Consider the following 24,122-nt stretch of genomic DNA (forward strand, 5'->3'; position numbering starts at 1 on the left):
CTTTCCTCGAGCATGTAAGGTCGCGGCAGATACACGAACCATGTCGGCGAGCATCGTCCGCCAAACCGACTGAAAAATGGTGCTGCCGGTGAGGATTGAACTCACGACCTCAGCCTTACCAAGTCTGAGCGTGGGCTTTCCGTGTGTTACCGCTGATTTCCGTGTGTGGGTTTCTCACGGAAAATCAGTGCGGTAGGGGAAATCAAATGCAACGCAGAAACGCCACGGTTATCTATTCTGCTAGCGACTTAGTGAATTTCTTGGGCTGCGCGCACGCGACCGTGCTCGACATTGCCCAGCTCGATAAGCGGGTCGCCTTTCCGCCGGACGACGAGCCGACCCAGCTTCTTCAGGAAAAGGGTTTCGAGCACGAACGTGCTTATCTTGAGCGGTTGCGTGGGGAAGGCAAGGTAGTCGTCGAGATCGCCGGCGACGCCGATGTCGACGAGAAAGCCGCACGTACGCTGGCAGCCATGCGCGAAGGCGCCGACGTCATCTATCAAGGTGCGTTCCGCGACGGGCCTTGGCAGGGTTACTCAGATTTCCCGCTCAAGGTCTCGCAACCTTCAGCGCTCGGTGACTTCTCCTACGAAGTTGCTGACACGAAGCTCGCGCGGACGGCCAAGCCGAAGCATTTGATCCAGATGTGCATATACTCGGACATCCTCGCGCGTGAGCAGGGCCGTCAACCGGACGCGATGCACGTGGTGCTCGGCGATGGTTCGACGGCAAGCGTGCGCACCAACTCGGTGATCCACTATTTCATGCTCGCGCGAGACCGTTTCCTCGCATTCTCGGCGAACCCGCCGGCTGCGTCCGAAGGCGCTCCGTGCGGACATTGCACTTACTGTCGTTGGGTGAAGCGATGCGAGGACGAGTGGGACGCGGCCGATCACCTCAGTCTCGTCGCGGGGCTGACGCGGGGACAGGCCGAAGCATTGAAGGCAGCCGACGTTCCTGACCTTCGCGCTCTGGCGGCGCTGCCGCCGGAAGCCCGTGTCGACGGCATCCAGCCTGAAACGCTGTGGCGCTTGAGAGAGCAGGCTCGGCTGCAGGACCATCAACGACAGACGGGCGAACGCGTCGTCGAGCGGCTGGGCCTAGAATCAGGGCGTGGGCTAGCCCGACTGCCGCGCCCGAATGATGGGGACATGTTCTTCGACATGGAGGGCGATCCGCTCTTCGATGGCGGACTAGAGTATCTTTTCGGCATCACGACTGTCGACGACGGTGAAGAGCAGTTTCAAGCATTCTGGGCGCATGACCGTGACGAAGAAAAGCAGGCCTTCCAAGCTGCCGTCGACTTCATGGTCGATCGGATCGAACAATACCCTGACGCCCACATCTATCACTATGCCGCCTATGAGGAGACCGCACTCAAGCGCTTGGCGATGTTCCACGGCACCCGCGAGAACGCGATCGACGATTTCCTCCGTCAACAACGCCTCGTCGACCTCTATCGGGTCGTGCGCGAGGCTATCCGTACCTCTGAGCCGGCGTACTCGATCAAGAACATGGAGAAGTTCTACCTGGAAGACGCGCGTGGCGGAGAGGTGACGACTGCTGGCGACAGCATCGTCATGTATGAGCGATGGCGCCGATTGGGCGACCAGCGGCTCCTCGACGACATCGAAGCATACAACCGCTTTGACTGCGCCTCGACGCTAGCATGTCGGGACTGGCTGGTTTCGATGCGCGGCGAAGGCATGCCTTGGCTCGAACGACCCGCCACGCCAGCGCGGCCGGAAGCAGCCGAGGAGCGCAATGAGGTCGAGATGCGGCTGCACGCGATGAGCGTCGCGCTTCTCGCCGCCGAGGAACCTGGCGAAACATGGCGACCGCTACTCTCGGACTTGCTCGAATTCCACGGTCGCGAGGCTAAGCCCGACTGGTGGGCGATGTTTTCCCGACAGGACCTTCCGCACGACGCGCTGCTGGACGATCCCGAATGTCTGGCTGGCCTTGCGCCGCACCCAGACATCCCGGCGCGGCCAGAAAAGCGATCGGTGATCCACACGTTCACTTTTCCCGCCCAAGATTTCAAGTTGAAGGCGGGGAGTGAGCCCGTCCGCGCGGGTACGCTGGATCGCTCGGGCACCGTGATGTCGATTGACGAGGATCATCTGACGATCGAGCTGAAGCTCGGTCCGAGCGTCGCCGCGATCGCGCCCGGCACCGCGCTGATCCCACCGGGTCCCGTCCCAGACAAGAATCTCCGCTTGGCCATCTATCGCTTCGCGGAAGCGGTTCGTGACAACGATCTCGATCGCTATTCGGCCGTTGTTTCGATCCTGCGTCGCGACCTGCCGACGCTCCGCGGGCGTGAACCGGGCGCGCACGTGATCGCGAACGATGCGCCAGTGCTGCCTGCAACGATCGAGGCTCTGCACGCACTCCAGTCGAGCCACCTGCTTGTGCAGGGCCCACCTGGCGCAGGAAAGACCTATACCGCGTCTCACGCGATCCTTGCCTTGCTGGCGCAAGGCTATCGTGTCGGCATCACCGCGCACGGCCACAAGGCAATCAACCAACTGCTCGGTGAAGTAGAGACGCTCGTCGCAGCGAACGGCCTAAACCTACGCGGCATCAAGAAGAACAGCCGCGAGGATCAGCAGCTCGGGACCGGCCGGTGGATCGAAGAAACCACCAAGAACGACGCCGTGACGTCCGGTCACCAGCTGGTTGCCGGAACGGCTTGGTTGTTCGCCCGACCCGAGCACGACCAGGCATTCGATTACCTCTTCGTAGACGAAGCAGGGCAGTTCGGCATCGCTAACGTGGTCGCGGCGGGTGTGTGCGCGCGAAACATCGTCCTCGTCGGCGACCAGATGCAACTGGCACAGCCTATCAAGGGTACGCATCCTCGCTCGAGCGGGACATCGGCACTGAGGCACGTTCTGCAGGACCATGCGACGGTTCCTCCCGAGCGCGGAGTCTTCCTTTCCCAGACGCGCCGCATGCATCCCGACCTCTGTGAATTCGTGTCCGCTGCCGTTTACGACAACCGGCTCACTTCTGCGGCCGGCACCGAGCGTCAATCGCTCGTCGCGCCGGCCGACCTGGAACCTGGCGTCATCGCACCGTCGGGGCTTCGCTTCGTCACCGTCGAAAGCGTTGGGTGCACGCAGCGGTCGCAGCCAGAGGCGGATCGCCTCGCGCGCACCTACGGCTTGCTCCTCGGTCAGCGGTGGCGCGACAAGGATGGTGTCGAGCATCCGATAACCGTCGCCGACATCCTGGTCGTGAGCCCATACAACATGCAGGTCGAACTCCTGAAGCGTATGCTGCCCGGCGGTGCTCGTGTGGGAACGGTCGATAAGTTCCAGGGTCAGGAAGCCGCCATCGTCCTGATCTCGATGGCGACATCGAGCGGCGATGACCTGCCGCGCAACATCGAGTTCCTCTACAGTCAGAACCGGCTGAACGTCGCCATCAGCCGCGCACGATGCCTGGCGGTAATCTACGCGAACCCCAGACTCATGGAGATAACCTGCAACACGATCCCGCAGATGGAGTTGGTCAACAACTTCTGCTGGGCGAAGCAATTCGCGGACGGACAAGCGGCACAAATATGAGTGAAAGGTGCCCTCGCACCTCGATATGCAAGTGGCTGTTGCGTAGGACCCAGATAACGTCGTTCCCCTCGTCGGGACGGTGGCCGTCTCCGACGTTGCGCAGGCGCAAATGATGAAGCAGTGGCGCCGAACCAAATTGGATTTTTCTCCGCTTGCAGGGTGCGGATCTGGGGTGATTGTGGCTCGAGTCCACGTCTGTTATGCAGACGTCGTCGTGATCCATGGGGGATGAACGGTCGGGTCCGTCAGGCGTTTCTTTGGTTAGACCAAGAAGAGCGAGGCGGGCAGACGTACAGGAGCGTGACGATGGCTGCGAACGAGAGGCGTTTTCCAGGGGAGCAACACCCGCCTTCGCGGCACGAAGCCACGATAGTCCCCGTGCCGAAGAGCGAGCCGCCGCTGCGCAGCTCGACAGTCTATCCCAATGAGAGATCCAAGGACGACCGTGGCCGAAATTCAGCGAAAAGCTCGGGGGCAATTTCCGCGAACCGCCTTGCCGCCTACGCAGTCATCTAAATACTGGGCGAAGGAGAAGGACCGATACCTACGTCAGCTGCTCATCACTGACATTGAGGAGCTGACCGGTCGCGAGGCGATCGTCTATTTCGCCCAGCTCAACGAGGGCATCAACCACACGGACCCCGACGACCTTTCCGAAATCCTCGAGGACATCGAGGGGAAGAGCGTCGATCTGATCATTCAGACGCCGGGTGGCTCCGTCGATGCGATCGAAAAGTTCGTGTCCGTGCTACGGCACCGGGTCGATGATTACCGCGTCATCGTCCCGAGCTGGGCCAAAAGCGGAGGCACGGTGATCGCGATGTCGGCATCGACGATCCTACTCGGCGTCAATTCCGAGCTCGGGCCGATCGACCCGCACATGATGCTTCCCGAGCTCGGGCAGATGCCCTGCGAGTTCATCGCCCGCGACGCTTCAAAGGACCAGGTACTCCGCGACTATGCCGACGCCAACGTCAAGCGGATGCGCGGTCTGGCAGAGAAAATCCTGCGCCGAGGCATGCTTAAGGATCTCGATGACAAGGATCTTCAGACGACGCTCAACAAGCTGTCGTCGGCAACGCAATACAACTCGCACGGCGCGGTCATCGACTTTAGCGAAGCGAAAGAGCTGGGCCTGAACGTCGAGTGGATGGATCCGAAATGCGATCTGTGGCGCGCCGTCTGGCTGCTGTATTGCCTGTATGATCACGACACGAAGAGCAACGATCTCGGGCGTATCGTCGAGGGCGCGATCAACAGCATCGCGCGTCCACGGACGGACGACTGAACAAGCCGGGCCGTCTCGTATCAGACGGCGCCCCCTTGCGCGGCAACTCTCTATTATCCAGACTGCTTGAAGGGGGTGCTGCATGGGGCGACGCGAGCAGATTGCAGGTGTGATCGTTGACCGCTGAGATCGCCTCCTCAACCGCACCGCGGTGGCATTGGCAGCCGACAGCGTCGTCACGTTGGCGAGCCCAGGCCAGCGGAAGATGTACGATTCCGCAGAGAAGATCTTCGAGCTGTCGCGATTCCAGCCCGTCGGGCTTATGATCTATAACAACGCCCATCACATGAACGCGCCATTGGAAGTCGTCGTTCGCGACTTCCGCGAGAAGCAGACAACCGGGACCTTCGACAGGCTCGTCTCGGTATGGCCCAAGTTCAGCGAGTTCCTGCTCAACTTCGGACACAGCGACGAAGATGAGTTCGATCACCTCCGACAGCTCGTCGCCGCCGAGCTGAACCAGCTCAGCACTGTGCATGTGAACGCCATGCTCGAGGCGTTGCTACGAGGTCGTGGGCGTCGCGCGGTCGATCCCGTAGAGCGCGTCCGCTCTGCCATCGCAGCGCGCCAGGCCGAGGCCGAGGACGATCGCATTGACGGCTTCCTCGATGGTCATAGCGAGGCCGATTTCATTTCGCGCTACGGCGCCGTGATCGACGGCATCATCAACGTTGCCCTGAGCGGGTTGGAGGTCGACGCCTCGCTCCGCTCCCAGCTGCATACGATGATCTTCACTTTGGTGCGGTCGCGGATCCGGACCGAGGTGTTCACTGGTTTCGTATTCGCGGGCTTCGGCAGCGCCGACCAGTTTCCGACGATGCACGCCGTGGAATGGGATGGGATCTACTTCGGCGAGTTCCGGGTGATCAAAGAGCAAGTGATCGACATCGACCGGCGGGGCGCGACGGCCGCCGTCGTGCCTTTCGCCCAGACCGACATGGTCGAGCGTTTCATCTTCGGTATCGACAAGTCGTCCGAGGAGCGGCTCGAGCGCATCATGATGTCGATGGTCGGGGAGATACTGGATTCCCGGCCGCGCACATTTCCGCGAACGGCCCGCAAGGCCCTTCAGGAAGCTGCCCTCCAGCGGTTCCGGGAAGGGATCGAGGGGCTCAGCGAAGCCTCCGAGCAGGAAGTCGTCGGTGTCATCGACCACCTGTCGAAGAAGGAACTCGCGGAATTCGCTTACTCGCTTGTCGAACTCACGTCGCGCAAACGTCGATACTCGCCCGACCCCGATACCGTCGGCGGACCGATCGACGTCGCGGTCCTCACGCGTAACGAAGGATTCATCTGGGTTCGACGAAAGCACTACTTCGACATCGAGCTGAACCCCTCCTACGCGAAACGCGTTAAATGAGCAGGAGCATCCACATGCCAGGCGACGATGAGCGCACGTTGGCCATGCTGACGTCGCGTGACGAACAATTGAGACGCTACCTAAGGGACACGCCCTCGCCGGACGATGTCGTGCGAAGCGTCACCACAGCGTTCGCAGGCGACGTCGCGAGGATAATGTCGAGCGTCCAGGGCCAAAGCCTGCCCACGGGTTCCGGTAAGCGCAGCAAGCGCTGAACTATTTCTTGATGTCGACCTTCGCCATGCGCTGATAGGCGGCGGTCACCATACCGATCATCGCATCGCGGCTTTCGGTTGTCAGCCGCGCATCCGCGCTCAACAGGCTCGTGATCTGCGATAGAGCCTCGGGCCGCTGACCACGGCCGCCTGTAACGAACTCATCCGCCGACAGGCCCGACCAAGACACCAGCGCCGCCATGCTATCGACGTCGGGCCGCTTGCCTTGCGACAGGCGGGTCAGCGTCGACGCACTGACACCTGACTTCTCCGCCACCTGCTTCCAGTTGAGATCCTTGGCGGCACGGGCCCCGTCGAGCGCGAGATAGAACGCCCGCGCATTAAATTCGACATTCGGCATCAAATTTCACTCTTGCAATTACCAACTCTCGACCTCATATGAGTCGTCAGTTGCAAGAATGCAATCGAAAACCGAGCTTGAAAGGATTCTCTCCATGGATCAGCCCCAGAATACCGCCAGCATCGAACGCTTCACGGTCGTCGACGTCTCTGACGAGAGCCTCGTCTTTCGCCGCGTGCATGTCCCCGACACGACGCCGACCGGCCGCCAGGTTCTCGCGAGTCTCGGCCTCAGCCCGCACAACGAGTACATCGTCCTCCAGTGGCTGCCCGGCGGCGACATCGAAGAGGTGCGGCCGGAGGAGCAGGTCGATATGACCGGCATCGCCGCGCCGAAGCTCATCGTAGAAAAGACCGACCGCACATTCCGCTTGGTTCTCAACGACCATTCGATCGAGTGGCCCGCTAACGCCATCAGTGAACACGCGCTTCGCACGCTGGCCGCGGTCGATCCGGCACAGCACATCTACCTGCAGCGCGAGGACGAGGCCGATCTGCTCATCGAGCCCGGCACGGACGTCAACCTGAAGCATGCCGGCGTCGAGACCTTCTATACGAAAGCCGACGAGTGGAAGCTGAACGTTCAGGGCGTGACCATCAAGGGCGACACCCCCGAAATCAGCGTCCGTGATGCCCTGACGAAGGCTGGGTTCGACACCGACACGGCGTGGATCATCGTCCTGAAGTCTGCCAGCGGGCGCAGGCAGGTCGATCTCAACTACATCATCGATCTCCGCGAACCGGGCATCGAGAAGCTCCGGCTCACGCCCCGTGAGATCAACAACGGTGAGGTCGCAACGGCGCGGCATCGCGATTTCGCGCTGCTGCCGACCGACGAGGAATGGCTCACCGCCCATGGACACGACTGGGCGACCATCATTGACGCCGGACGGCGTTGGCTCGTTCTTCGGGATGTCGAACTTCCGGCGGGCTACAACGTAGGCACGACCACCGTCGCTATCGAGATCCCGACTGCCTATCCGATGGCCGAGATCGACATGTTCTACTGCAATCCGGCTCTCGCGCGCACGGACGGTCAGCCGATCCCGCAGACCCAGGTCAGCGAGACTATCACTGGTCGCGTTTTTCAGCGCTGGTCGCGCCATCGCGGCGCGATCGCGCCCTGGCGCCCTGGCAAGGACAGCGTGGTCACCCACCTGCTGCTCGTCGAGGAATCGCTCGCCCGTGAGGTGGAAAAGTGAGCCGCCGCTTGACGCTGTCGGGCATCCTCCACGCCCGCCTCGCGACCCACCTACTGCCCATCGACGGCGGCGAGGCGGCTGCGATCCTGCTATGCGGCTCGGGCGCTGGCCCGCAAGGAGACTTGATCGCGCGCGACGTGCTGCTCGTTCCTTACGACGAGTGTCGCCTTCGCGAGCCCGACATGATCGTGTGGCCAGGAGCACGACTGGCTATCGCGCAGGAGCGGGCCGAAGAAGAAGGCCTGACGCTTGTCCTCGTCCACTCCCACCCCGGTGGTCTGTTCGCCTTCTCCCACGCCGATGATGTCAGCGACGCCGAAGTCATGCGGCACCTGTTCGCGGGGTGGTGCGGCGCCACGCCCGCGCTGATCGGTTCGGCTATCATGGTGCCGGGCGGCGCGATGCGGGCGCGAGCCCACACGGCTGCGGGTGAGCGCTACAACCTCGTCGTGCGCGTAGCTGGCGACGATATCCTTCACTTCGAACCGGGCGATGGTGGCCGCAAGCCATCGATGGCGTTTGGAGATGGCATGAAAGCCGCACTTAAACGCCGCTGCGCATGCATCATTGGCGTTTCTGGTACCGGCTCGATCATGGCCGAGCAGGTCGCACGCCTCGGTTTTGGCCGCATCATCCTCATCGACTTCGATCGCGTCGAAACGAAGAACCTGAACCGCATCCTCAACGCCGTGGTCGGCGACGCCGATGCTGCCCGTCTGAAGGTCGACGTTCTGGCGGAAGCGATCGCGCGATACCGCCCCGACGCCACCGCAGAGGCGATACCCGAGACGATCCTTACCCGTGCCGCCATCGAGGCGGCGGCAGAGGCGGATGTCATCTTCTCGTGCGTGGATTCGTCCGAGGGACGACAGATCGCCGATCTGATCGCTCAGGCGTTCCTGATCCCGCTCATCGACATGGGGGTCACGATTCCCACGCGGCGGGACGAGGACGGCGATCCGGCGGTTGCCGAGGTCATGGGTCGCGTCGACTATGTCCAGCCCGGCCGGTCGAGCCTAGGAAGCCGGCGGGTCTACACGCCTGAATCACTACGAGCGGAATACCTCGCGCGGGTCGCGCCCAACGCCCACGCGGACGAAGTGGCGGAGGGCTACATCAAGGGCGTGCACGAAGAGGCGCCAGCCGTCATCGCGCTCAACATGCGCGCGGCATCGGCAGCGATGCTCGAGTATATCGCCCGAGCCTTCCCCTTCCGGCATGAACCGAACGACCGCTATGCCCGAACGTTGTTCCGCCTCGCCGAGATGGAAGACGAGACCTTCCCGGAGGGTAGCTTCGACGTCGCGGCTTCCCATGTCCTCGGCGCCGGTGCGGTGGAACCGCCGCTCGGACTGCCGGCCTTAGGAAAGGCGGGATGATCGTTTTCATCAGGCAGGTCGGCGCGCACCTAGCACAGTGGCGTGATCGGGCGTGGGCGAGGATACTCCTCCTCGCCGGGCGTAGGCCCCGAGACAAGGAATACGCCTTGGCCTTCGTCGAAGGTGACGAACTGCCCGCCGCGCTTCCCGATGGCTTTCTCGTCGTCGCGCGGGAAGATGGCGAGCTCTGGTCCGCCGGCATGATCTGTCCGTGCGGATGCGGTCGACAGCTCGAGGTAATGCTGCTCGATAACGTCAAGCCGCGATGGAGCTTGTCGGTCGATCGGCTTGGCTTGCCTACGCTCCATCCGTCGGTTTGGGCTCGTGACGGCTGCAGGTCGCACTTCTGGCTTGTCGGCGGAAAGGTCCGGTGGTGTCGCGACCTAGAAGAGGACGGCCAACCCCAGCGCCGATCAAGTCGTCGCCGTCGGTTTGGGATCTAGCACATCCCTGACCGCGGCGGCGGCGTCGCCCCGCGGCCAGAACAGGCCCACGACGCAACTCGGATTGCGAACCGCAATCTGGACGTGGGTCCGTTCGGCGAAACCGCATCCTGGATAGACCTCCGGCCCCTCCGTGAACATTCCCCGCACGGTATCGTACGGCTCGACCCTTCCCTCGGCCAACAGCCCGTGAAGATGCTTGAAGACCGCGCAGTCCAGGAATCTCAGCGAACGGTCCTGATCCGGTTGGCCCGGCACAGAGATGTTCTCCGGCACCTCCAGTCCGCCCGTCTGCTGGTGATCGATGAAGGACTCGTGCGCCTTCCTGAAGACCTCGACATCCTCGCGCGTCGTCAGGTCAAGGCAGTGACGAAGATCGATGACCGCGCCGATAACGGCACCGTGTCTGTAATGGTTGCGGCCGACCTTCCAGCTCGCCCATTCCGCGGCCCGCCGAGGATCCGATTCCCAGAAATATGCGCCGGGACCAAGCCAATCGTATTTCTTGTCGCTGGCAATGAGGTCGAACTCACCAGCGATCGCGCGCTCGCCCACCTTCCTGTCGCAGCCGTGGTAGCCGAGAAGGAAGGACGTCGTAAGACGGCTCAAGCCGCCTCGGTCTTGCGCTTACGCTCGTTCGGCACCTGGAACTGGGCGCGCAGCTTGCCCGCCTTAGTGTAGATGCCTTCGGCGATGAGAGCCGCGCGCGCGGTCTCCCTTGAGGCAGTGTTCTCCTCGGTCTTCAGCTTGATGACGGCGAGCACAGCAGCGCGCCGATCTGCGTCGTTCATGCGGTCCTCCTTGCATCAGGCCGGGTGCCACCGATCGGCACCTCTCGACCACAACGCGAATGTTAGCGGATCAGGCCCGTCTTACAAGTGCGCAGCTACGATCTGACCGTCCCGTAACGACGAGGCCTAACCGTTACGTCGGTTGATCAGTCGTGGACTAGCGGCCCGCCGCGTCGCGCGCGCGTTTCAACAACAGGAGTTGTTGAATGAAGTGGCAGAAGGGAAAAGACATTCAGCTTCGGACACGCCCCGGCGGAGCCTACGGGCTCAAAACCTAAGTTTCCGTAAACATGCGGCTCGCGAGCCGCTTTTTCCCTTCGAACCCTCATTCCCGCTCAGGACTGCATTTCGGGCGGCCGCCCGCTGGCGGCGATGCGCGCGACGTGCGCGCTCCGCCCAGGCTCGGCTTTTCCAAACTCATGAAGTGTCCCCGCAGAGCGAGGGGAAAAGAAGCACCGGACAGAAGGAGCAGAAATGAACGACAACGAACAGCAGCAACAGCGCGAGGCCGTCGCCAACTTCATGGGCGCGCTCGCCCATCTATTGACCGGCCGCCCCGGCCGCCACGCGGAATTCATCGAGAAGGTCGAATTGGTGCTGAGCGGTGCCGAACCGCACGCATTGCAACTGATGCAGTTCACCTCGAGGGTCCGCGCGACCCGCCGTCCGGTTATCTGGGTGCATTACGCCCCTGACGTGCCGAACGTGCCACAGATCGGCCTCGTCGCGCCGGACGGGAAGAAGGTTCACATCATCGAGAACTGCATGCTCTGGATGAGCGACCGGGGCAGCCGTGCGCAGCTCGTGCCGGACGGCTTCAACTTGGGTTGCTTCCGCTTCGACGATCGATTGCGATTGCGCAGGCTTGAAGAGGCGCCCGCGCCTGACTTCCAGTCCGCGCAGGATGACATGGTACGAGCCTACAATCGGCTCAACGAAATCGGGGCGGAGCAGCGCCGCAGGGGCGAAACGTTCAAGCTACCCTCATTGGCGAAGGCGGCCTGAAAGTCGCGTGTCGTCGGGCGGCCCGCCCGGCGACATCGCGCCAGCCAATAAGATGATGTCCCGACCGTGCGTCTAGTCTTCGCCGGTCGCGGCGTTCTGAATCGCGTCGAGCATGAGGCGCAGCTCATCGTCTGGCGGGGCAAATGCTCGCAGCGAGATGAGGTTCTTGTACATGAAGTCTCCCGCATTCAGCACGATCGCAGACGGGCATTCGGCAAGGCGGATGCCGAGGCGCATTGCGTCGTTGAACAGTTCGACAGGCGCTAGCGGCACCTCGTCGACACCATCCCGTGCCTCACGATTGCCCAAGGTGCGCAATATGTTCCCCTCGATCAGTGCAAGCGAACCGCCGGTTGGCATTTCGTAGGAGTCGCGCATCGATCCAGGGATTGCCTTAAGCATCCCAGCAAGCGCCAATGTCGCCAGGTCACTCCACTTCTCTTTCACGTAGCGGGCCGCAAGCGCCGGCGACATGTGCGCGTTCATCAACGCCATGGCCATCGATATCTCGGCCACCTCGGTCAGACCGTAGGTCAGATGCGCGTTCATGGTCGGCCTCGGCTTACTCGGAACTCCCAAGGCGCCAAGCTGCCTGATGCGCGCGATCAGAGCGTTCAGGCCGTTATGCCCCACATCTGACCCGCGCCCCGAGGTTTGCGGAACGTTGAACGTCTTTGCCAGGGTGCTGACTAGCGTGCCCCGAGAAATCTGAAGCCCAGACAGCGCAACCTCCATGTGTAGTGGTTAGGCAACATCCCTTGACGGATGGAGTAACACATGGCAAGCGAAAGAAAGTTGCCAAGTCACTACACATTCATGGAGCACGATCATGCATAGGGGGACGACTATTGATCGCAGGCCGCAAGCCGTCGTGCTTGAGGTGTCCGGCGCAGTGGCGGTGACGGATGGAGAACGTCTCCTCACGACCGTTGAGGCCAACGTATTTTTGCGTCGGGCCAAGGGGTTTCTCGAGAAGCGACGGTCGTCGGGGATAGATTCGCCACCGTTTATCCAAGCCTCCAAGAATGGACCGGTACGCTACAGGGTCGCAGACCTTCTCGCATGGGAAGAGGCTCGCATGCGGACGTGCACCTTCGCATGACGGACGGCTGCATCGTAAAAGACCGGACGAGCGACCTGGATGGTCGCTCCGCCGTCAATGACGACGACTTCTTCGACCCGACGAAGAAGGTCACCGCCAAAGACCTGCACCTCCTGACCGTCCGTGCCGCCCGCGATGCTGTCGCCGCCGGCGAGGTAAAGCTCCGTAGGAATAGTCGCGGTCAGCTGGACATCGGCTGGAGCGCGAAGTTGCTTGGCATCCCCCGTTTCGCAGGATATCTGCCGGGCATCCGGGAAGAGATCGAAGCGCTTGCGACGATCGACACCGCCGTCTGGATAGAGCAGCCTAAGCTGGTACGTTCCGCCGACGCGTTCGCGCGCCCCACCGCTACCGATGACCAGCTTGAAGCGCTCCGCCAGTCGGTCGCGGGATACGACATCGTCATACGCCAGGAAGAGATCGACGCCGCGCTGGACGAACTGGTGATGTGGGACGCCGACCTTGCGCTCGACGGCGGGAAGGTGCCTTGGCGAGGCGGCCAACCGGCCATTAAGCCGTGTGCCGAAGTATTGAAGTGCCGCGAGCCGGTCATCCGCCACGAAGCGGTCAATCAGGGCATCGTCGAGCTCGCCCGGCGCCACGGGGTCGTTACGATCTGTCCGTCGCGGACGATCTTAAATCCCAAACACAGCGTCGCCCTGCGACGCCGCATCGTCGACGTCGGAATCTGGCTGGGTCTCAGAAAGGAAAGGTTTCCCGTACTTAGTAGCGGCCACGTGGACTACCGCGAGGTGACGTTCATGATCGGATGTGACAAAAGCGACATCTATCGACCCTTCTTCAGAAGCGCAGTCAACGAGCAGCAATTGGCGCTCTGCAAGGCCGCCGGTTTGGATGTGCCGAACAGTAACAACCTGATCGAGGCGGAATACGGCGCAGTCCTCGATCTCGTCGAACTCGCCATTGCGGCTGAGGACCACGTTCCGATCGTCGAGAGCGACCGGATATCAAGTGCGCGAAAGTGCGAGCAACGCCTCGGCTTCGTCGCCGGGGCAAGAAACCGCTTCCCGACAATCGGTGCACGGATCAACGATATCCGCGCCCGCCTCGAAGAGCGCAGGGCGGACGAAATCGCTGGGGAGGCCATGGCTCGGCGCGTGGCCTTCGTATGTCGATCGATCGAATCGCTGATCCCGAAGTTCCTCCACGAAAAGCGCAGAGTCGCCGTCGATGCGAATGGCTCTGTGAGCATGTGTGCTCTGGAACTGAGCCTGCGGCAGAAGTTTCCCGCGCTCTGGAAGCACACCATGGTCGTCGCGTCCGTCGGGAAGCTGGTGGATGAAGTTGGGAAGGAGGACCCGGCCGACCTCAGCACCGTCCGACCTTTTGACATGGATCATACGATCAAGATCCTGTGCCGCTCGATCAGAGCGCGGGGCTTCGGTTTCCCGTGGCAATATGAAGGTTTGGAAGATTTCCGGCGAAAACTGGCCATCGAGATCAAGCAACCGGCAATCGATATCGAAGACCGCCATCTCGCAGACGTGGAAGCCGCGTGGGAATCCATGCGCACGCTCGGGCTTGCGTCGGCGCCGAGGCCGGTCCGTACGCGAAGAGGTTATAGGCCCAGCCATTCAACTGGGGGAGACACGGCTGTTCCAGATCAGTTCCGTCGCGTTGGGTGGGATCAGCGGCGGCGTCGTCTGTGATCCACAGACGGGCGCGGTCCTAGGCATGGTGACAAGTGGCCTAGACATCGCAGGCGTGAGCCTCCCCATCACATACGCGCTGCCAAGCGAGATCCTGAGGCCGTTCGTCGATGCGATCAGCTTCAACGCCACTGATGGTACCACGTGGAAATAGCAGAGCAGGGATTGCGGAAGTCTCCCGCCGAGCGCACATTGGGAGCATGACCACGAACACGAATGTGACAGTCAAGAAGCCGGTCGTCCTGGGGCGGAGCGCCGCCACGGGCCGCTACGTGTTGGCACCAGTCGTGTCCAAGAAATCGACCGTGTCAGATAAGCAGATCACGGCCGCCGTGAAGAGCGTCCTTTCCAAGAAGAAATAGGATGGCTCGGGCAGCGACGTCGACCGATGACGTCTTCATCAACTGCCCCTTCGACCCAGAGTTTGCCGCGTCGTTCCGCGCGATTATTGTCGCGATCCTCATCTGCGGCTTCCGCCCCCGATCGGCGCGGGAGCTGGACGACGGCGGGCAGACACGCATCGACAAGATCGAAAGGCTGATCGAGGATTGTCGATATGGGATCCACGACCTGTCGAGAACCGAACTAGACGACAAGCACAACCTGCCCCGATTCAACATGCCGCTCGAGCTTGGCCTTTTCCTCGGCGCCAAGCGCTACGGCGGAAAGCATCAGAAGGCGAAGAGGGTCCTGGTCCTCGATATCGAGCAATATCGGTATCAGAAATTCATCTCGGACCTCGCCGGCATCGACATCCATGAGCATGGGGGCGAGCCGATACGCGCGTTGCGCGAAGTTCGTGACTGGCTCGCAAACGTAACCAGGCGGGAGTTGCCCAGCGCAGATCGCGTGCAGCGCATTTACGAGGCATTTCTAGGTGACCTTCCCGCACTCGCCGACGCGCTCGAATTCGATCCCGACAAAATTCCCTACGTCGATTTCATGCGAATCGTCGCACGCTGGCTGCTCGAACAGCCGGACTGACAGAAGCGCTAGCGTAACCGCTTCAGATCCGTCGGCCATTGACAGAGCTCTCGCATGAAAGGAGCATAAAGGGAGCAGTTTGGCGCGAGTTGGCCTTTGATCAGCGCCAGGCGACAACCCAATTCTCATTCCTTCGTGGCGCCTTTTGTCCCGAGGAGCTGTTCTCCGCTGCTGCCCTGCTTGGCTGGCCAGCGATCGGCGTCGTCGACCGGAATATCCTCGGCGGTCTCGTCCGCGCTTGGGATGCGCAGAAGGTCACCGGCTTAAGGGCAGTGTCCGGTTGCCGCCTCGACCTTGGGGTCGGGCATCGTGCTTGGACAGCCCCCGAGGGAATCAAGATCTAGCCAAGGGATTTCAGGGCGATGGCACCAAAGCATCGGAATTTTACAAATGAAACCCAATGCCGCACTTGAAATCTCCGCAAGATGTCGCGACATCTGCCGGATGCAACGATGTATCTACTGCACGAAAACGCTAATCCCGCGAGAGACCGGGCAGGCCGCGCTCAATCCTTCGCTCGAGCATGCGATCCCATATTCGCTTGGGGGAAGCGACGGACTCGCGACCCATGACGCGTGCGTGGGGTGCAACAATAGCCTCGGCGATTCCGTGGATGCCGAATGCATCAACCAGCCGTATATCGTCATCCTGCGCCAGACGCATTCGATCCGCGGCCACGGCAGGACCGTGCCCGACTTGACGCTGCCGGCGACCAGCACGATCGGCAACGAGCCAGCCACCATGGTCCGGCCCCACAACGAACCGGCGACATTCCGTCATAAGCCGATCGTCCTACGGCAACACGAGACATACGGCGAGCAGGTTCTCGTCGTGGGCGACCACGGTCAGGTCACCGGTATCGTCGAAGGCATAGCCGCGAAGTCGAAGCGTCGCGGTGAAAGCGTCATCGACCCGACGACCGGCCAGCCGATGGACATCGCTGCATCGATTGCAGCCGCTGAACGCGAGCAATTCGGGGAGTACAAGGTCGGTTTTCCGATGGAGCTCGACGCGCTACGCCGTGGCCTGATCAAGATTGCTTTCGGTTTCGCTCACCTCGCGCTCGGCTGGCACTGGACGGGAAGCAAACACGCGCGCCGCATGCGGGCGGTCGTACGTGGCGCAGGGGGCGGCGGCGCAATCGAAAAATTCCTGACGGGGGTCGATCCCAACATCCGATCGACGCTCCCCATGGGAACTGCCGGGGCCACCGATCACCTGGTCTGCTTGATGCCTCAAGGTGCCGACACGCAGATCATCGTCTCGCTTTTCGGCGACCCGCTGCTGTCGGCCGCCATCAAGCTCGCAATCGACCCGGCGACGCTCGAGGCCGGCATAGCCGCGAACGACCGAATGATGGCGACGGTCGATCACCAGACCAGGAAGACGACATGGGTCGGCTTGGTCGACTTCACCGACCATATCAAACGATCGTCCGCAACCGTCTAGATCCGATCGAACACCGATCCCATTCGTGGGCTGAACAGCCGCTCATAGGTCTTCAACAGGAAGGAGTCGGTCATTCCTGATATGTGATCGCAGATCACCCGTTGCGGGTCCGCGGAAGCCTCATACCGGGTCAGGGTAGGACCCGGGAGCAGCGCCTTCGGTTCCGACGCCAGCGCCTCGAACACTTCGACCACCATGTTCTGCCCCTTGAATTCAAGATGCTGGACCGATGCGCTGCGGATGACCTTGGTCGCCACCGCCTTCTTGAGCTGGTTCAGGAAATCGCGCTGGGCTTTCGGCAATTCGGCACGGTACCGGAGAAGCGGCGTCCCGAATGCCTCATCCGTGGCGATGCGAACATTCGTGATGAAGTGCGCCACCATTCGGCCGATGAAGCGCTTGCGTCGATCGTGTTCCTTCAGCCCAGCGATGAACCCCTCGTACACGTCATTGCCGAATTCCGCCGGGTAGCGTTGCTTCAAGCTGTCGAGGAAGCAGCCGCACGAGGCTTCCGGTATCATCGCCCTTACGTCGTCCGCGTCCATCAGACCCATTGCGAGGGCGTCCTCCAGGTCATGAACGCCGAAAGCGACGTCGTCCGCCAAATCCATGATGCTGCAGTCGAACGACTTATAACGCGTCTTGCCATGTCCGCCGTCCTCGCGATCAAAGGATATGAAGCGATCACGATCGGCTGTCGGCAAGCGTTCCAGAAGCCACTCAACCACGTCTGCCTCGGTGTCGAGATAGCACTTGGGCGGCTTGCACGCCTTCCGGTCGATCAGGTTCACGACGCTGGTCCCACTCAGCAGCCGGGGGCGTAGATCCGGATCGTGGCTCGCCACCGCCGTGAAAGCGGCTGGATACTTCAGGATACCCAAAAGCGTGCGGCGAGACAGATTCGAGCCGGCGGATTCGGAAAAGCGCTCCAGCCGCGCGAGGATGCGCAGCGTCTGCCCGTTGCCTTCAAAGCCGCCGTCACCGCGCATGCAGTAGTTCAGCGCGACCTCGCCGCCATGGCCGAACGGCGGGTGGCCAAGATCGTGCGTCGCTCCAATCGCCTGGATGAGCGTCAGGTCCGGGATCCAGGCCGCGGCGGGGTGGTCGCGAAAGTCCTTCTGCATTTGCCGAGAAAGGCCGCCTGCGACCTGCGCCACCTCGATGGAGTGAGTCAGTCGGTTGCGGTAGAAGTCGCTGTCACCCAGGTTGAGGATCTGCGTCTTGCCCTGCAACCGACGGAACGACGCGGAATGAATGATGCGTGCGTAGTCGGTCGCTGCGGCATCTCGGGCATCTTCAACCTGTGCACGCCATGCCTCGCGGCGGTCGGACCAAGACTGATCTTCGGTTTCGTCTGGCATCCACATATCCATGATTTCGTTCGGCACCCGCCTAGCTGCTCCGCCCTGCCTCACCAACCTTTCGGCGGATCAGCCGAATATCCTCGCGCTGCCACACGTTTGGCTCAACCGTCCGCATCCAGGAAATGGGGAAATGGACCTGACCGAACCCGAGGCGATCAGCAAATTCACCGCATGACACTTCCAGAGAGAGTAGGCCCTGCCCATAGTCTTCGACGGTTCACTTCCGTTTGGGCGGCACCGGTGTGGGCTGCGGCCTCGGCTGAGAAGCCGCGACGGCTGCGGCTGTGGCGGCGTAGCTCTGGTCGATCTTCAGGCATGTCTTCGCGAGATCGGCCGGCGGCTGGCTGAAAGGCCGAGCAATGAACTGTCCCGCCACTATCGGTGTCCAGTTGCCCTTCATCCCAATGCCGCTGATGAGCTTCAGGCCCATCTTGCCGATCGACGGCGTAGCGGTCGAGAAAAAGGACTTCGGCTGATGGTTCAGCCAAGCCGCGAAGGCATTGGCCTGTTCGTAGGACACGAAGTCGATCGGCAGTGAATCGTCGAAGACAGTAAGTCCGTAGAGAGGAACGGTACTCGCGCTGGAGAAAATCCGCCAGCTGGGCTTCGTGATGTCGCCCGCCGGCACGACGGTCACGGCCTTCGTGGTGGTCTGAGCGGAATAGTACTCCGCGTCCTGCTGACCCTCCACGTAGCTGCGGCCATCCTTGGCACGCCTGAACTGGTAGAAGAGAGTTACCTCGGCCTTGAGTTCGCACCTCGGCGGGGCCTTGTTCACCGAAACGTCGATGACTGTCTCGTCCGCCGAGCGGAAAGCCCGCTTGTCGTCCAGCACGTTCAGCCCGGTCACGCGCAGGGTCTGCACGAAGTCTGCGTCCTGATAGTTATTCGGATCCATCCGCAGGCTCAGCGCGATCAACGTGTTGCCTGCGACATCCAGGTTGCGTTCGCTCTCGCGATATATCCGCAACTCGCCGGGCACGATGTCCGCGCCGAGCTTCACGTATTGCTGATTGATTGCGGCCGTCGTCGTGTAGGTGTTGCCCACAGAGCCCGATACACCCGCCGAGCCACCGAGAACGTTGGAGAGCGTGCTGACGACCGGCGGAGCGGTGGTCGTCGAACCGGTGGTACCGCTCGTCGTCCGCCCGAGCTGCCCCGTTAGGCTCGCCGTGGTGGCGTTGGTCACGTTCTCGATGTTCAGGACCTGATTATCGGTCGCGACGATCGTATATCCCTCGAAGGCGAAGTTGAGCGGCTTCACGTACACCCACGTCCAGACGAGGCGGTCGCCGGGTCGGGCGTTCCAGCCTTTGGTGACGTTGGCGACGAGCGTCCGTTTGAAAACGCCCTCGGTCACGACCGGCGTCTCGGTGGGTGCGGTCTTCGCTTTCAGTGGCTTTGCCAGGGCATCCCGGATGTCGTCCGGTTTCGCACCCGACGCAGTCATCGCCAAGATTAGCGCGGCTTGGCCGCGATCGGAGAGGTCGCGCAGGCTTGCGTCGGGGGTCGGCGTCGCCGGGCTGGCGAAGCTGTATACCGAGACCGATGGGTCCGACCACGATCCGAACGAGCTGCCGTCTGGCGGACTAAGGTTGCCGGCGAACTTGGGCGAGCTGTCCTCGCTCCAACGATAGTTCTCCGCATGCGCGCAGGCGCCGAGCATCATGACAGCGACGATAGGTGTCGGAAAACGCTTCAGTGAACTGCGCATCGTATCGCACTCATGCTGCCGCTGTTGTCACACGCGGGGACGTTGGTGGCGCCGCCGACCGGCGTCAGGCTGGTGCGTGCCAGGTTGGACTGCTGGTTCGGAGGATAGCAGGGGCCGTCCGGATAGGCAGTGACATAGGGTTGCCCGCTGTTCCACGAGGCCGCAGGGACCAGCACTGTACCCGGCAACATGTCGTCGAGCAGGTTGCCCGCCGGAAGGCTAATGTTCGCCTTCATCAGCTCAAGGCCTGGCGCAGGCCTCGCCTCGAATGATTCGAGGTGGGCGATCACTTCGTCCGGATCTGTGAGGAAGCGAACCCAGTCTTCATATTCGTTGCCGATGTTGCGGTCCGGCGCCTTCGCCGGCTTCCCGAACAGAGCCTTCAATACCGGACGGACGCGGATTTTCGTCGTCCAGAAATCACCGAAGAAGACCATGGGACTGAACTCGCCCGTTTTGCCCGGTCCTGTCGGGAAGGTCTTGTAGTAGTTCTGGGCCGCGTCCTGGAACACCTCCTGGAGCGTACCCGCGCCGCCAGGCATGTAGATAATTCCATTGGTCGCGAGCGCGAGGAGTCCGTCCTCACGAATGCTGTTCTGGAAATACTTCGCGATCGACGAGGCGAAGGGCGTGGTCGGCTCATGGCCGTATAGCCATGTCGGGATGCCTATGCCGCCGGTTCGACCGAGCGAGCGCATAATCCGCACCGCTGGCGCCAGATACTCGCCGAGCGCGCCGGCAATCGCGGTGTCGATCGCGCCGTCGGCTTGCACGAGCCGTCCAGCATTAGCTGGAATCGCCGGCGGTACGCCCGCAGCGGAGATTTCCTTCAGCGCGTCCTCCAGACCGGGATCGCCGGCGAAGGCCACGCCGAGGTGCGTGGCTTCCATGATACCGGGGCCGCCGCCGCTTGCTAGCGTGAAGCCGGCGGTCGTCAGTCGGGAGGCAAGCCTAGCTGTGTCTTCATATACCGCGTCACCGCGAGCACCTGCGTGGCCGCCCATGATCGCCACGATCCGGTCCCCCGGCACTGTCTGGGCAAGCGCTTGGCCGATCGCGTTGTCATGCAGCGCCCTCCCCATCGTGGTAAGGTAGTCTGTGCAGGCTGCGCCGCCGGTTGCCACGAACTCCCTGTAGATAAGGGTGTCGTGCATCTTTCCATAGCTCGAAGGCTTATCGGGATCGAACCCTTGGAGAAGGTCCTCGGCGGAATAAAGGGTGGTCGGAAACGGGTCGAATTCAAAGGATGGACTTGGCATCGGCGCGCTCCCCTCAGACGGCGTCCCGAGTCTTACTTGTGCGATTTAATTAGCACTCAATGGCAACTGTCAAAGCCTCTTTCCGGATTCGGTCCGGATTGATCACGATTGGCGCCGACAACGCGTTCCCCATCACGGTCGCCTGCGGTTAGCCTCCTCGTCGCGGCCCCGCATCTCTCGGTCGAGCTGCTCGCCCTGCTGGAGTTCGTCGCGTCGAGGCTCGACGTGCGCGTCCTGACCTCGGAAGCCTCGTTGGCTGCGCCTATCCTGCGCATGGCCAACCCAGAACGGCTCGCGCTACGGGTTGTGGAGGGGCTTCACGCCAAGGTGTTCGTGGTCGACAACGAAGCGGCATGCCTCAGCGAACTTCGCCAATCGCGGAGGTGCTTCTTCAGCCAGGGAGGTCATTACAATCGTCCGAGCACCGGACGTCGTGGAAGGCGCGAGGCGGGGCTTCGAAGAAGCGTGGACGAACGGCAGGCCCGCGAGCTACTTCGTCTGAGTTGAGGCGCGTTGCTGCCCGCTCGCTCCACAGGAGGCGAATGGCCGGTTCCGGCACGAGCGGTCGTTCGTGGACCGGTGACCGAAAGACCTGAACTGGTCGTAGCCGGCCGGGCAATCGAATGGGTCAGGACCGGCAGCTCTTCGGCTTCGCTCTTCCGAAACGTGCCAGTCCGGAACCGGCCCGTTATCGGTCGAAGAGCGTGTAAGATGCAACATATGAATTTGTGAGCAAAACGGCGGTAGTTGAACGCCGCTGCTTGCCAAGCGATTGCCAAGGACAATCTGCTAGCGGCGTGAGAATCACTAAGTTGTTGAAAAAATGGTGCTGCCGGTGAGGATTGAACTCACGACCTCAGCCTTACCAAGGATGCGCTCTACCACTGAGCTACGGCAGCATTTCCCGAGGGAGAGGCGCCCTAGAGACGAGGGCGGCGGCATTGTCAAGGCTTTGGCGCAGGCGCATTAACAGATTGCATGTCGAACAATGATGATAGCCGGGCCGCACGGCTCGCAGAGCAGCTCCGCGCGAACCTTAAAAAGCGCAAACAGCAGGCGCGTGGCAAGCCTGCATCGGGGACTGAGGTGCCGATTGCGGCCGACCGCGGCTCGGCCAATACTGGCGTGGAGTGATCGCCCGCATGTCGCCAGCCGCGCGGCTAATGGTTCAGCGGTCGGCAACGCTCGATCAGCCACGCCCGATCGTCGCCCTCCAGCACCGTACCTAAACTTTCCGCGACGCGCGCGTGATAGGCGTTCAGCCATGCCAGCTCAGCCTGATCGAGCAGCGCCGGATCGATCAGGTCGCGATCGATCGGGGCGAGCGTCAGCGTTTCGAAGGCGAGCATCGGCGCCTCGCCGCCGACAAATTCGCGCTCGACCACCAGCAGCAAATTCTCGATGCGGATGCCGTATTCGCCCGCCTTGTAATAGCCGGGCTCGTTCGAAAGGATCATGCCGGCGCGCAGCGGCTCCTGCGGGCCGCCACCGCCATAGCTGGGCTTGGCGATGCGCGCCGGGCCTTCATGCACCGAAAGATAGCTGCCGACGCCATGTCCCGTGCCGTGCGCGAAATCGAGCCCGGCCTTCCACAGCGGCAGACGCGCCAGCGCGTCCAGTTGCTGCCCGGTCGTGCCATGCGGAAAGGCTGCGGTGGCCAGCGCGATATGGCCCTTGAGCACACGGGTGAAGCGGTCGCGCATCTCGGCTGTCGGCGCACCGATCGGCACGACACGCGTCAGGTCGGTCGTGCCGTCGGCATATTGGCCGCCGGAATCGATCAGGTAGAGCTGGCCGGGTTCGATCGGCGCGTTCGATTCCGCGGTGACGTGATAGTGCGGGCTGGCGCCGTGCGCGCCGGTGGCGGAGATCGTGTCGAACGACAGATCCTTCAGCAGCCCGGTTTCCTCGCGAAACGCTTGCAGCTTGGCGGCGGCGGAAAGCTCGGTCTGGCCGCCCTTGAGCGCCTCGATCGATATCCAGCGCAGGAAACGGGTGAGCGCCGCGCCGTCGCGCAGGCTGGCGGCGCGGTGGCCATCGATCTCGGCGGAATTCTTGCACGCCTTGGGGATGACGATCGGGTCGCGCAGCGGCAATGTCGTGCCGCCGCCGGCCTCGATCGCCAGCGGGATCGCCGCGACCGAGAGCGCTAGATCCACCGCCACGCGCTTGCCCGCGAACGTCGCAAGCGCGGTGGCGAAAGCAGCGCGAGGATGGACGCGCACGGCATTGCCGAGGTGCTGGCGCACAGCATCGGTGATCTTCTCGGGCGCGACGAACAGGTCGGCGGTGCCGTCCGCGTTGACGATCGTGTAGGCGAGCGCCACGGGCGTGCGGGATACGTCGGCGCCGCGCACGTTGAGTAGCCATGCGGTCGAATCGAGCGCTGCCAGCACGACCGCGTCGGCATGCTGCTCGGCCAGCCAGTCGGCGATCGCGGCGCGCTTGTCGGCGGAGGAGCGGCCGGCCAGCGCATCGTCATGCACCGCCAGCGTGGCGTCCGACGGGGCGGGACGATCGGGCCAGACCGCGTCGACCGGGTTGGTATCCATCGCCACCAATGTTGCACCCACCTTCGCGAGCGCGGCTGAAGCCTCGTCCACCCAGGCGCGGGTATGGAGCCACGGATCGTATCCGATCCGCGCTCCGTCCGCCGCGTGCCGCTCGAGCCAGGCCGCCACGCTCGTCTCCGGCACGCCGACGAACTGCCAGTCGTCGCCATCGACCTGCTCGCGGACTTGCAGGGTGTAACGCCCGTCGGTGAAGATGGCGGCCTCTTCAGGCAGCACCACCGCTGTCCCCGCCGATCCCTGAAAGCCGGTGAGCCACGCCAGCCGCTGCGCATAGGCCCCCACATACTCGCTCATATGCTCGTCGGTCAGCGGTACGACGAAGCCGCCGAGGCGCTCGCGGGCGAGCTGTTCGCGCAGGGCGGCGAGTCGGGCGGAATAGGTGGACATGC

At 62.4% G+C, this 24,122-nt stretch carries 20 protein-coding genes and 1 tRNA gene; 11 read left to right on the forward strand and 10 right to left on the reverse strand.

What is annotated here, in order from left to right:
• The first annotated feature begins 206 nt into the window (after positions 1 to 206).
• The 3 genes from ACM61V_RS05980 (at position 207) to ACM61V_RS05990 (ending at position 6,223) form a co-directional block, all read left to right on the forward strand.
• Positions 207 to 3,575, forward strand: a complete 3,369-nt coding sequence (locus ACM61V_RS05980) for a TM0106 family RecB-like putative nuclease (RefSeq protein WP_137786736.1) — start codon at positions 207 to 209, stop codon at positions 3,573 to 3,575.
• A 493-nt stretch (positions 3,576 to 4,068) separates the two neighbouring features.
• Positions 4,069 to 4,863, forward strand: coding sequence for an SDH family Clp fold serine proteinase (locus ACM61V_RS05985; RefSeq protein ID WP_419713882.1), 795 nt, complete (start codon positions 4,069 to 4,071; stop codon positions 4,861 to 4,863).
• A gap of 205 nt (positions 4,864 to 5,068) precedes the next feature.
• On the forward strand, positions 5,069 to 6,223 hold the full coding sequence (locus ACM61V_RS05990; RefSeq protein WP_212742188.1) for a hypothetical protein: 1,155 nt from the start codon (positions 5,069 to 5,071) through the stop codon (positions 6,221 to 6,223).
• A gap of 216 nt (positions 6,224 to 6,439) precedes the next feature.
• On the opposite strand, the gene ACM61V_RS05995 is transcribed toward ACM61V_RS05990, so the two are convergent.
• A complete protein-coding gene (locus tag ACM61V_RS05995) occupies positions 6,440 to 6,799 on the reverse strand; it encodes a helix-turn-helix domain-containing protein (protein WP_137786734.1) in 360 nt (119 codons plus the stop codon).
• A gap of 94 nt (positions 6,800 to 6,893) precedes the next feature.
• On the opposite strand from ACM61V_RS05995, the gene ACM61V_RS06000 reads away from it, so the two are divergent.
• Both ACM61V_RS06000 and ACM61V_RS06005 read left to right on the forward strand, forming a co-directional pair.
• Positions 6,894 to 8,000, forward strand: a complete 1,107-nt coding sequence (locus tag ACM61V_RS06000) for a multiubiquitin domain-containing protein (RefSeq protein ID WP_137786733.1) — start codon at positions 6,894 to 6,896, stop codon at positions 7,998 to 8,000.
• Positions 7,997 to 9,379, forward strand: a complete 1,383-nt coding sequence (locus tag ACM61V_RS06005; RefSeq protein ID WP_137786732.1) for a ThiF family adenylyltransferase — start codon at positions 7,997 to 7,999, stop codon at positions 9,377 to 9,379. The genes ACM61V_RS06000 and ACM61V_RS06005 overlap by 4 nt, the downstream gene beginning before the upstream one ends.
• A 29-nt stretch (positions 9,380 to 9,408) precedes the next feature.
• On the opposite strand, the gene ACM61V_RS06010 is transcribed toward ACM61V_RS06005, so the two are convergent.
• Positions 9,409 to 9,687 carry a hypothetical protein gene (locus tag ACM61V_RS06010; protein WP_171007572.1) on the reverse strand — a complete coding sequence of 93 codons (279 nt, stop codon included), beginning with the start codon at positions 9,685 to 9,687 and terminating at the stop codon, positions 9,409 to 9,411.
• Between ACM61V_RS06010 and ACM61V_RS06015 the strand changes: the two genes are divergently transcribed.
• Positions 9,619 to 9,822: a DUF6527 family protein gene (locus ACM61V_RS06015; protein WP_419714249.1), complete on the forward strand. Its 204-nt coding sequence runs from the start codon at positions 9,619 to 9,621 to the stop codon at positions 9,820 to 9,822. The genes ACM61V_RS06010 and ACM61V_RS06015 overlap by 69 nt on opposite strands.
• On the opposite strand, the gene ACM61V_RS06020 is transcribed toward ACM61V_RS06015, so the two are convergent.
• Both ACM61V_RS06020 and ACM61V_RS06025 read right to left on the reverse strand, forming a co-directional pair.
• Positions 9,793 to 10,377 (reverse strand): hypothetical protein, encoded by a 585-nt coding sequence (locus tag ACM61V_RS06020; RefSeq protein ID WP_137786731.1) that lies wholly within the window; start codon positions 10,375 to 10,377, stop codon positions 9,793 to 9,795. The two genes, ACM61V_RS06015 and ACM61V_RS06020, sit on opposite strands and share 30 nt — an antisense overlap.
• Positions 10,378 to 10,427: 50 nt before the next feature.
• On the reverse strand, positions 10,428 to 10,613 hold the full coding sequence (locus tag ACM61V_RS06025; protein WP_137786730.1) for a hypothetical protein: 186 nt from the start codon (positions 10,611 to 10,613) through the stop codon (positions 10,428 to 10,430).
• 474 nt (positions 10,614 to 11,087) lie between these two features.
• Between ACM61V_RS06025 and ACM61V_RS06030 the strand changes: the two genes are divergently transcribed.
• A complete protein-coding gene (locus ACM61V_RS06030) occupies positions 11,088 to 11,618 on the forward strand; it encodes a hypothetical protein (protein ID WP_137786729.1) in 531 nt (176 codons plus the stop codon).
• 72 nt (positions 11,619 to 11,690) lie between these two features.
• Here the strand turns inward: ACM61V_RS06030 and ACM61V_RS06035 are convergent, their stop codons facing one another.
• Complete coding sequence (locus ACM61V_RS06035) at positions 11,691 to 12,353, reverse strand: hypothetical protein (protein ID WP_137786728.1); 663 nt, start codon at positions 12,351 to 12,353, stop codon at positions 11,691 to 11,693.
• A 363-nt stretch (positions 12,354 to 12,716) separates the two neighbouring features.
• Between ACM61V_RS06035 and ACM61V_RS06040 the strand changes: the two genes are divergently transcribed.
• The 3 genes from ACM61V_RS06040 to ACM61V_RS06050 all read left to right on the forward strand — a co-directional run bounded on the left by ACM61V_RS06040 (position 12,717) and on the right by ACM61V_RS06050 (position 16,823).
• Complete coding sequence (locus tag ACM61V_RS06040; RefSeq protein ID WP_137786727.1) at positions 12,717 to 14,390, forward strand: hypothetical protein; 1,674 nt, start codon at positions 12,717 to 12,719, stop codon at positions 14,388 to 14,390.
• Positions 14,391 to 14,753: 363 nt separating this feature from the next.
• Positions 14,754 to 15,374, forward strand: a complete 621-nt coding sequence (locus ACM61V_RS06045) for a hypothetical protein (protein ID WP_137786725.1) — start codon at positions 14,754 to 14,756, stop codon at positions 15,372 to 15,374.
• Between the two features lie 444 nt (positions 15,375 to 15,818).
• Positions 15,819 to 16,823, forward strand: coding sequence for an HNH endonuclease (locus ACM61V_RS06050; RefSeq protein ID WP_419714250.1), 1,005 nt, complete (start codon positions 15,819 to 15,821; stop codon positions 16,821 to 16,823).
• Here the strand turns inward: ACM61V_RS06050 and ACM61V_RS06055 are convergent.
• The 4 genes from ACM61V_RS06055 to ACM61V_RS06070 all read right to left on the reverse strand — a co-directional run bounded on the left by ACM61V_RS06055 (position 16,820) and on the right by ACM61V_RS06070 (position 22,059).
• The gene (locus ACM61V_RS06055) at positions 16,820 to 18,184 is read right to left on the reverse strand and encodes an anti-phage deoxyguanosine triphosphatase (RefSeq protein ID WP_137786723.1); all 1,365 of its coding nucleotides are present in this window, start codon (positions 18,182 to 18,184) and stop codon (positions 16,820 to 16,822) included. The genes ACM61V_RS06050 and ACM61V_RS06055 overlap by 4 nt on opposite strands.
• A 220-nt stretch (positions 18,185 to 18,404) precedes the next feature.
• On the reverse strand, positions 18,405 to 19,901 hold the full coding sequence (locus tag ACM61V_RS06060; RefSeq protein ID WP_137786722.1) for a hypothetical protein: 1,497 nt from the start codon (positions 19,899 to 19,901) through the stop codon (positions 18,405 to 18,407).
• Positions 19,886 to 21,160 carry an LOG family protein gene (locus tag ACM61V_RS06065; protein ID WP_419713883.1) on the reverse strand — a complete coding sequence of 425 codons (1,275 nt, stop codon included), beginning with the start codon at positions 21,158 to 21,160 and terminating at the stop codon, positions 19,886 to 19,888. Before ACM61V_RS06065 ends, ACM61V_RS06060 begins: the two co-directional genes overlap by 16 nt.
• An 824-nt stretch (positions 21,161 to 21,984) precedes the next feature.
• Positions 21,985 to 22,059: transfer RNA gene (locus tag ACM61V_RS06070), tRNA-Thr, on the reverse strand.
• A gap of 79 nt (positions 22,060 to 22,138) precedes the next feature.
• On the opposite strand from ACM61V_RS06070, the gene ACM61V_RS06075 reads away from it, so the two are divergent.
• A complete protein-coding gene (locus ACM61V_RS06075; protein WP_419713884.1) occupies positions 22,139 to 22,294 on the forward strand; it encodes a hypothetical protein in 156 nt (51 codons plus the stop codon).
• A 26-nt stretch (positions 22,295 to 22,320) separates the two neighbouring features.
• On the opposite strand, the gene ACM61V_RS06080 is transcribed toward ACM61V_RS06075, so the two are convergent.
• Entirely contained in the window at positions 22,321 to 24,120 is a 1,800-nt protein-coding gene (locus tag ACM61V_RS06080; RefSeq protein ID WP_419713885.1) for an aminopeptidase P family protein, read from the reverse strand.
• Between the last annotated feature and the right edge of the window lie 2 nt (positions 24,121 to 24,122).

The sequence above is a fragment of the Sphingomonas sp. TX0543 genome, assembly GCF_048565505.1.
Classification (GTDB): Bacteria; Pseudomonadota; Alphaproteobacteria; order Sphingomonadales; family Sphingomonadaceae; genus Sphingomonas.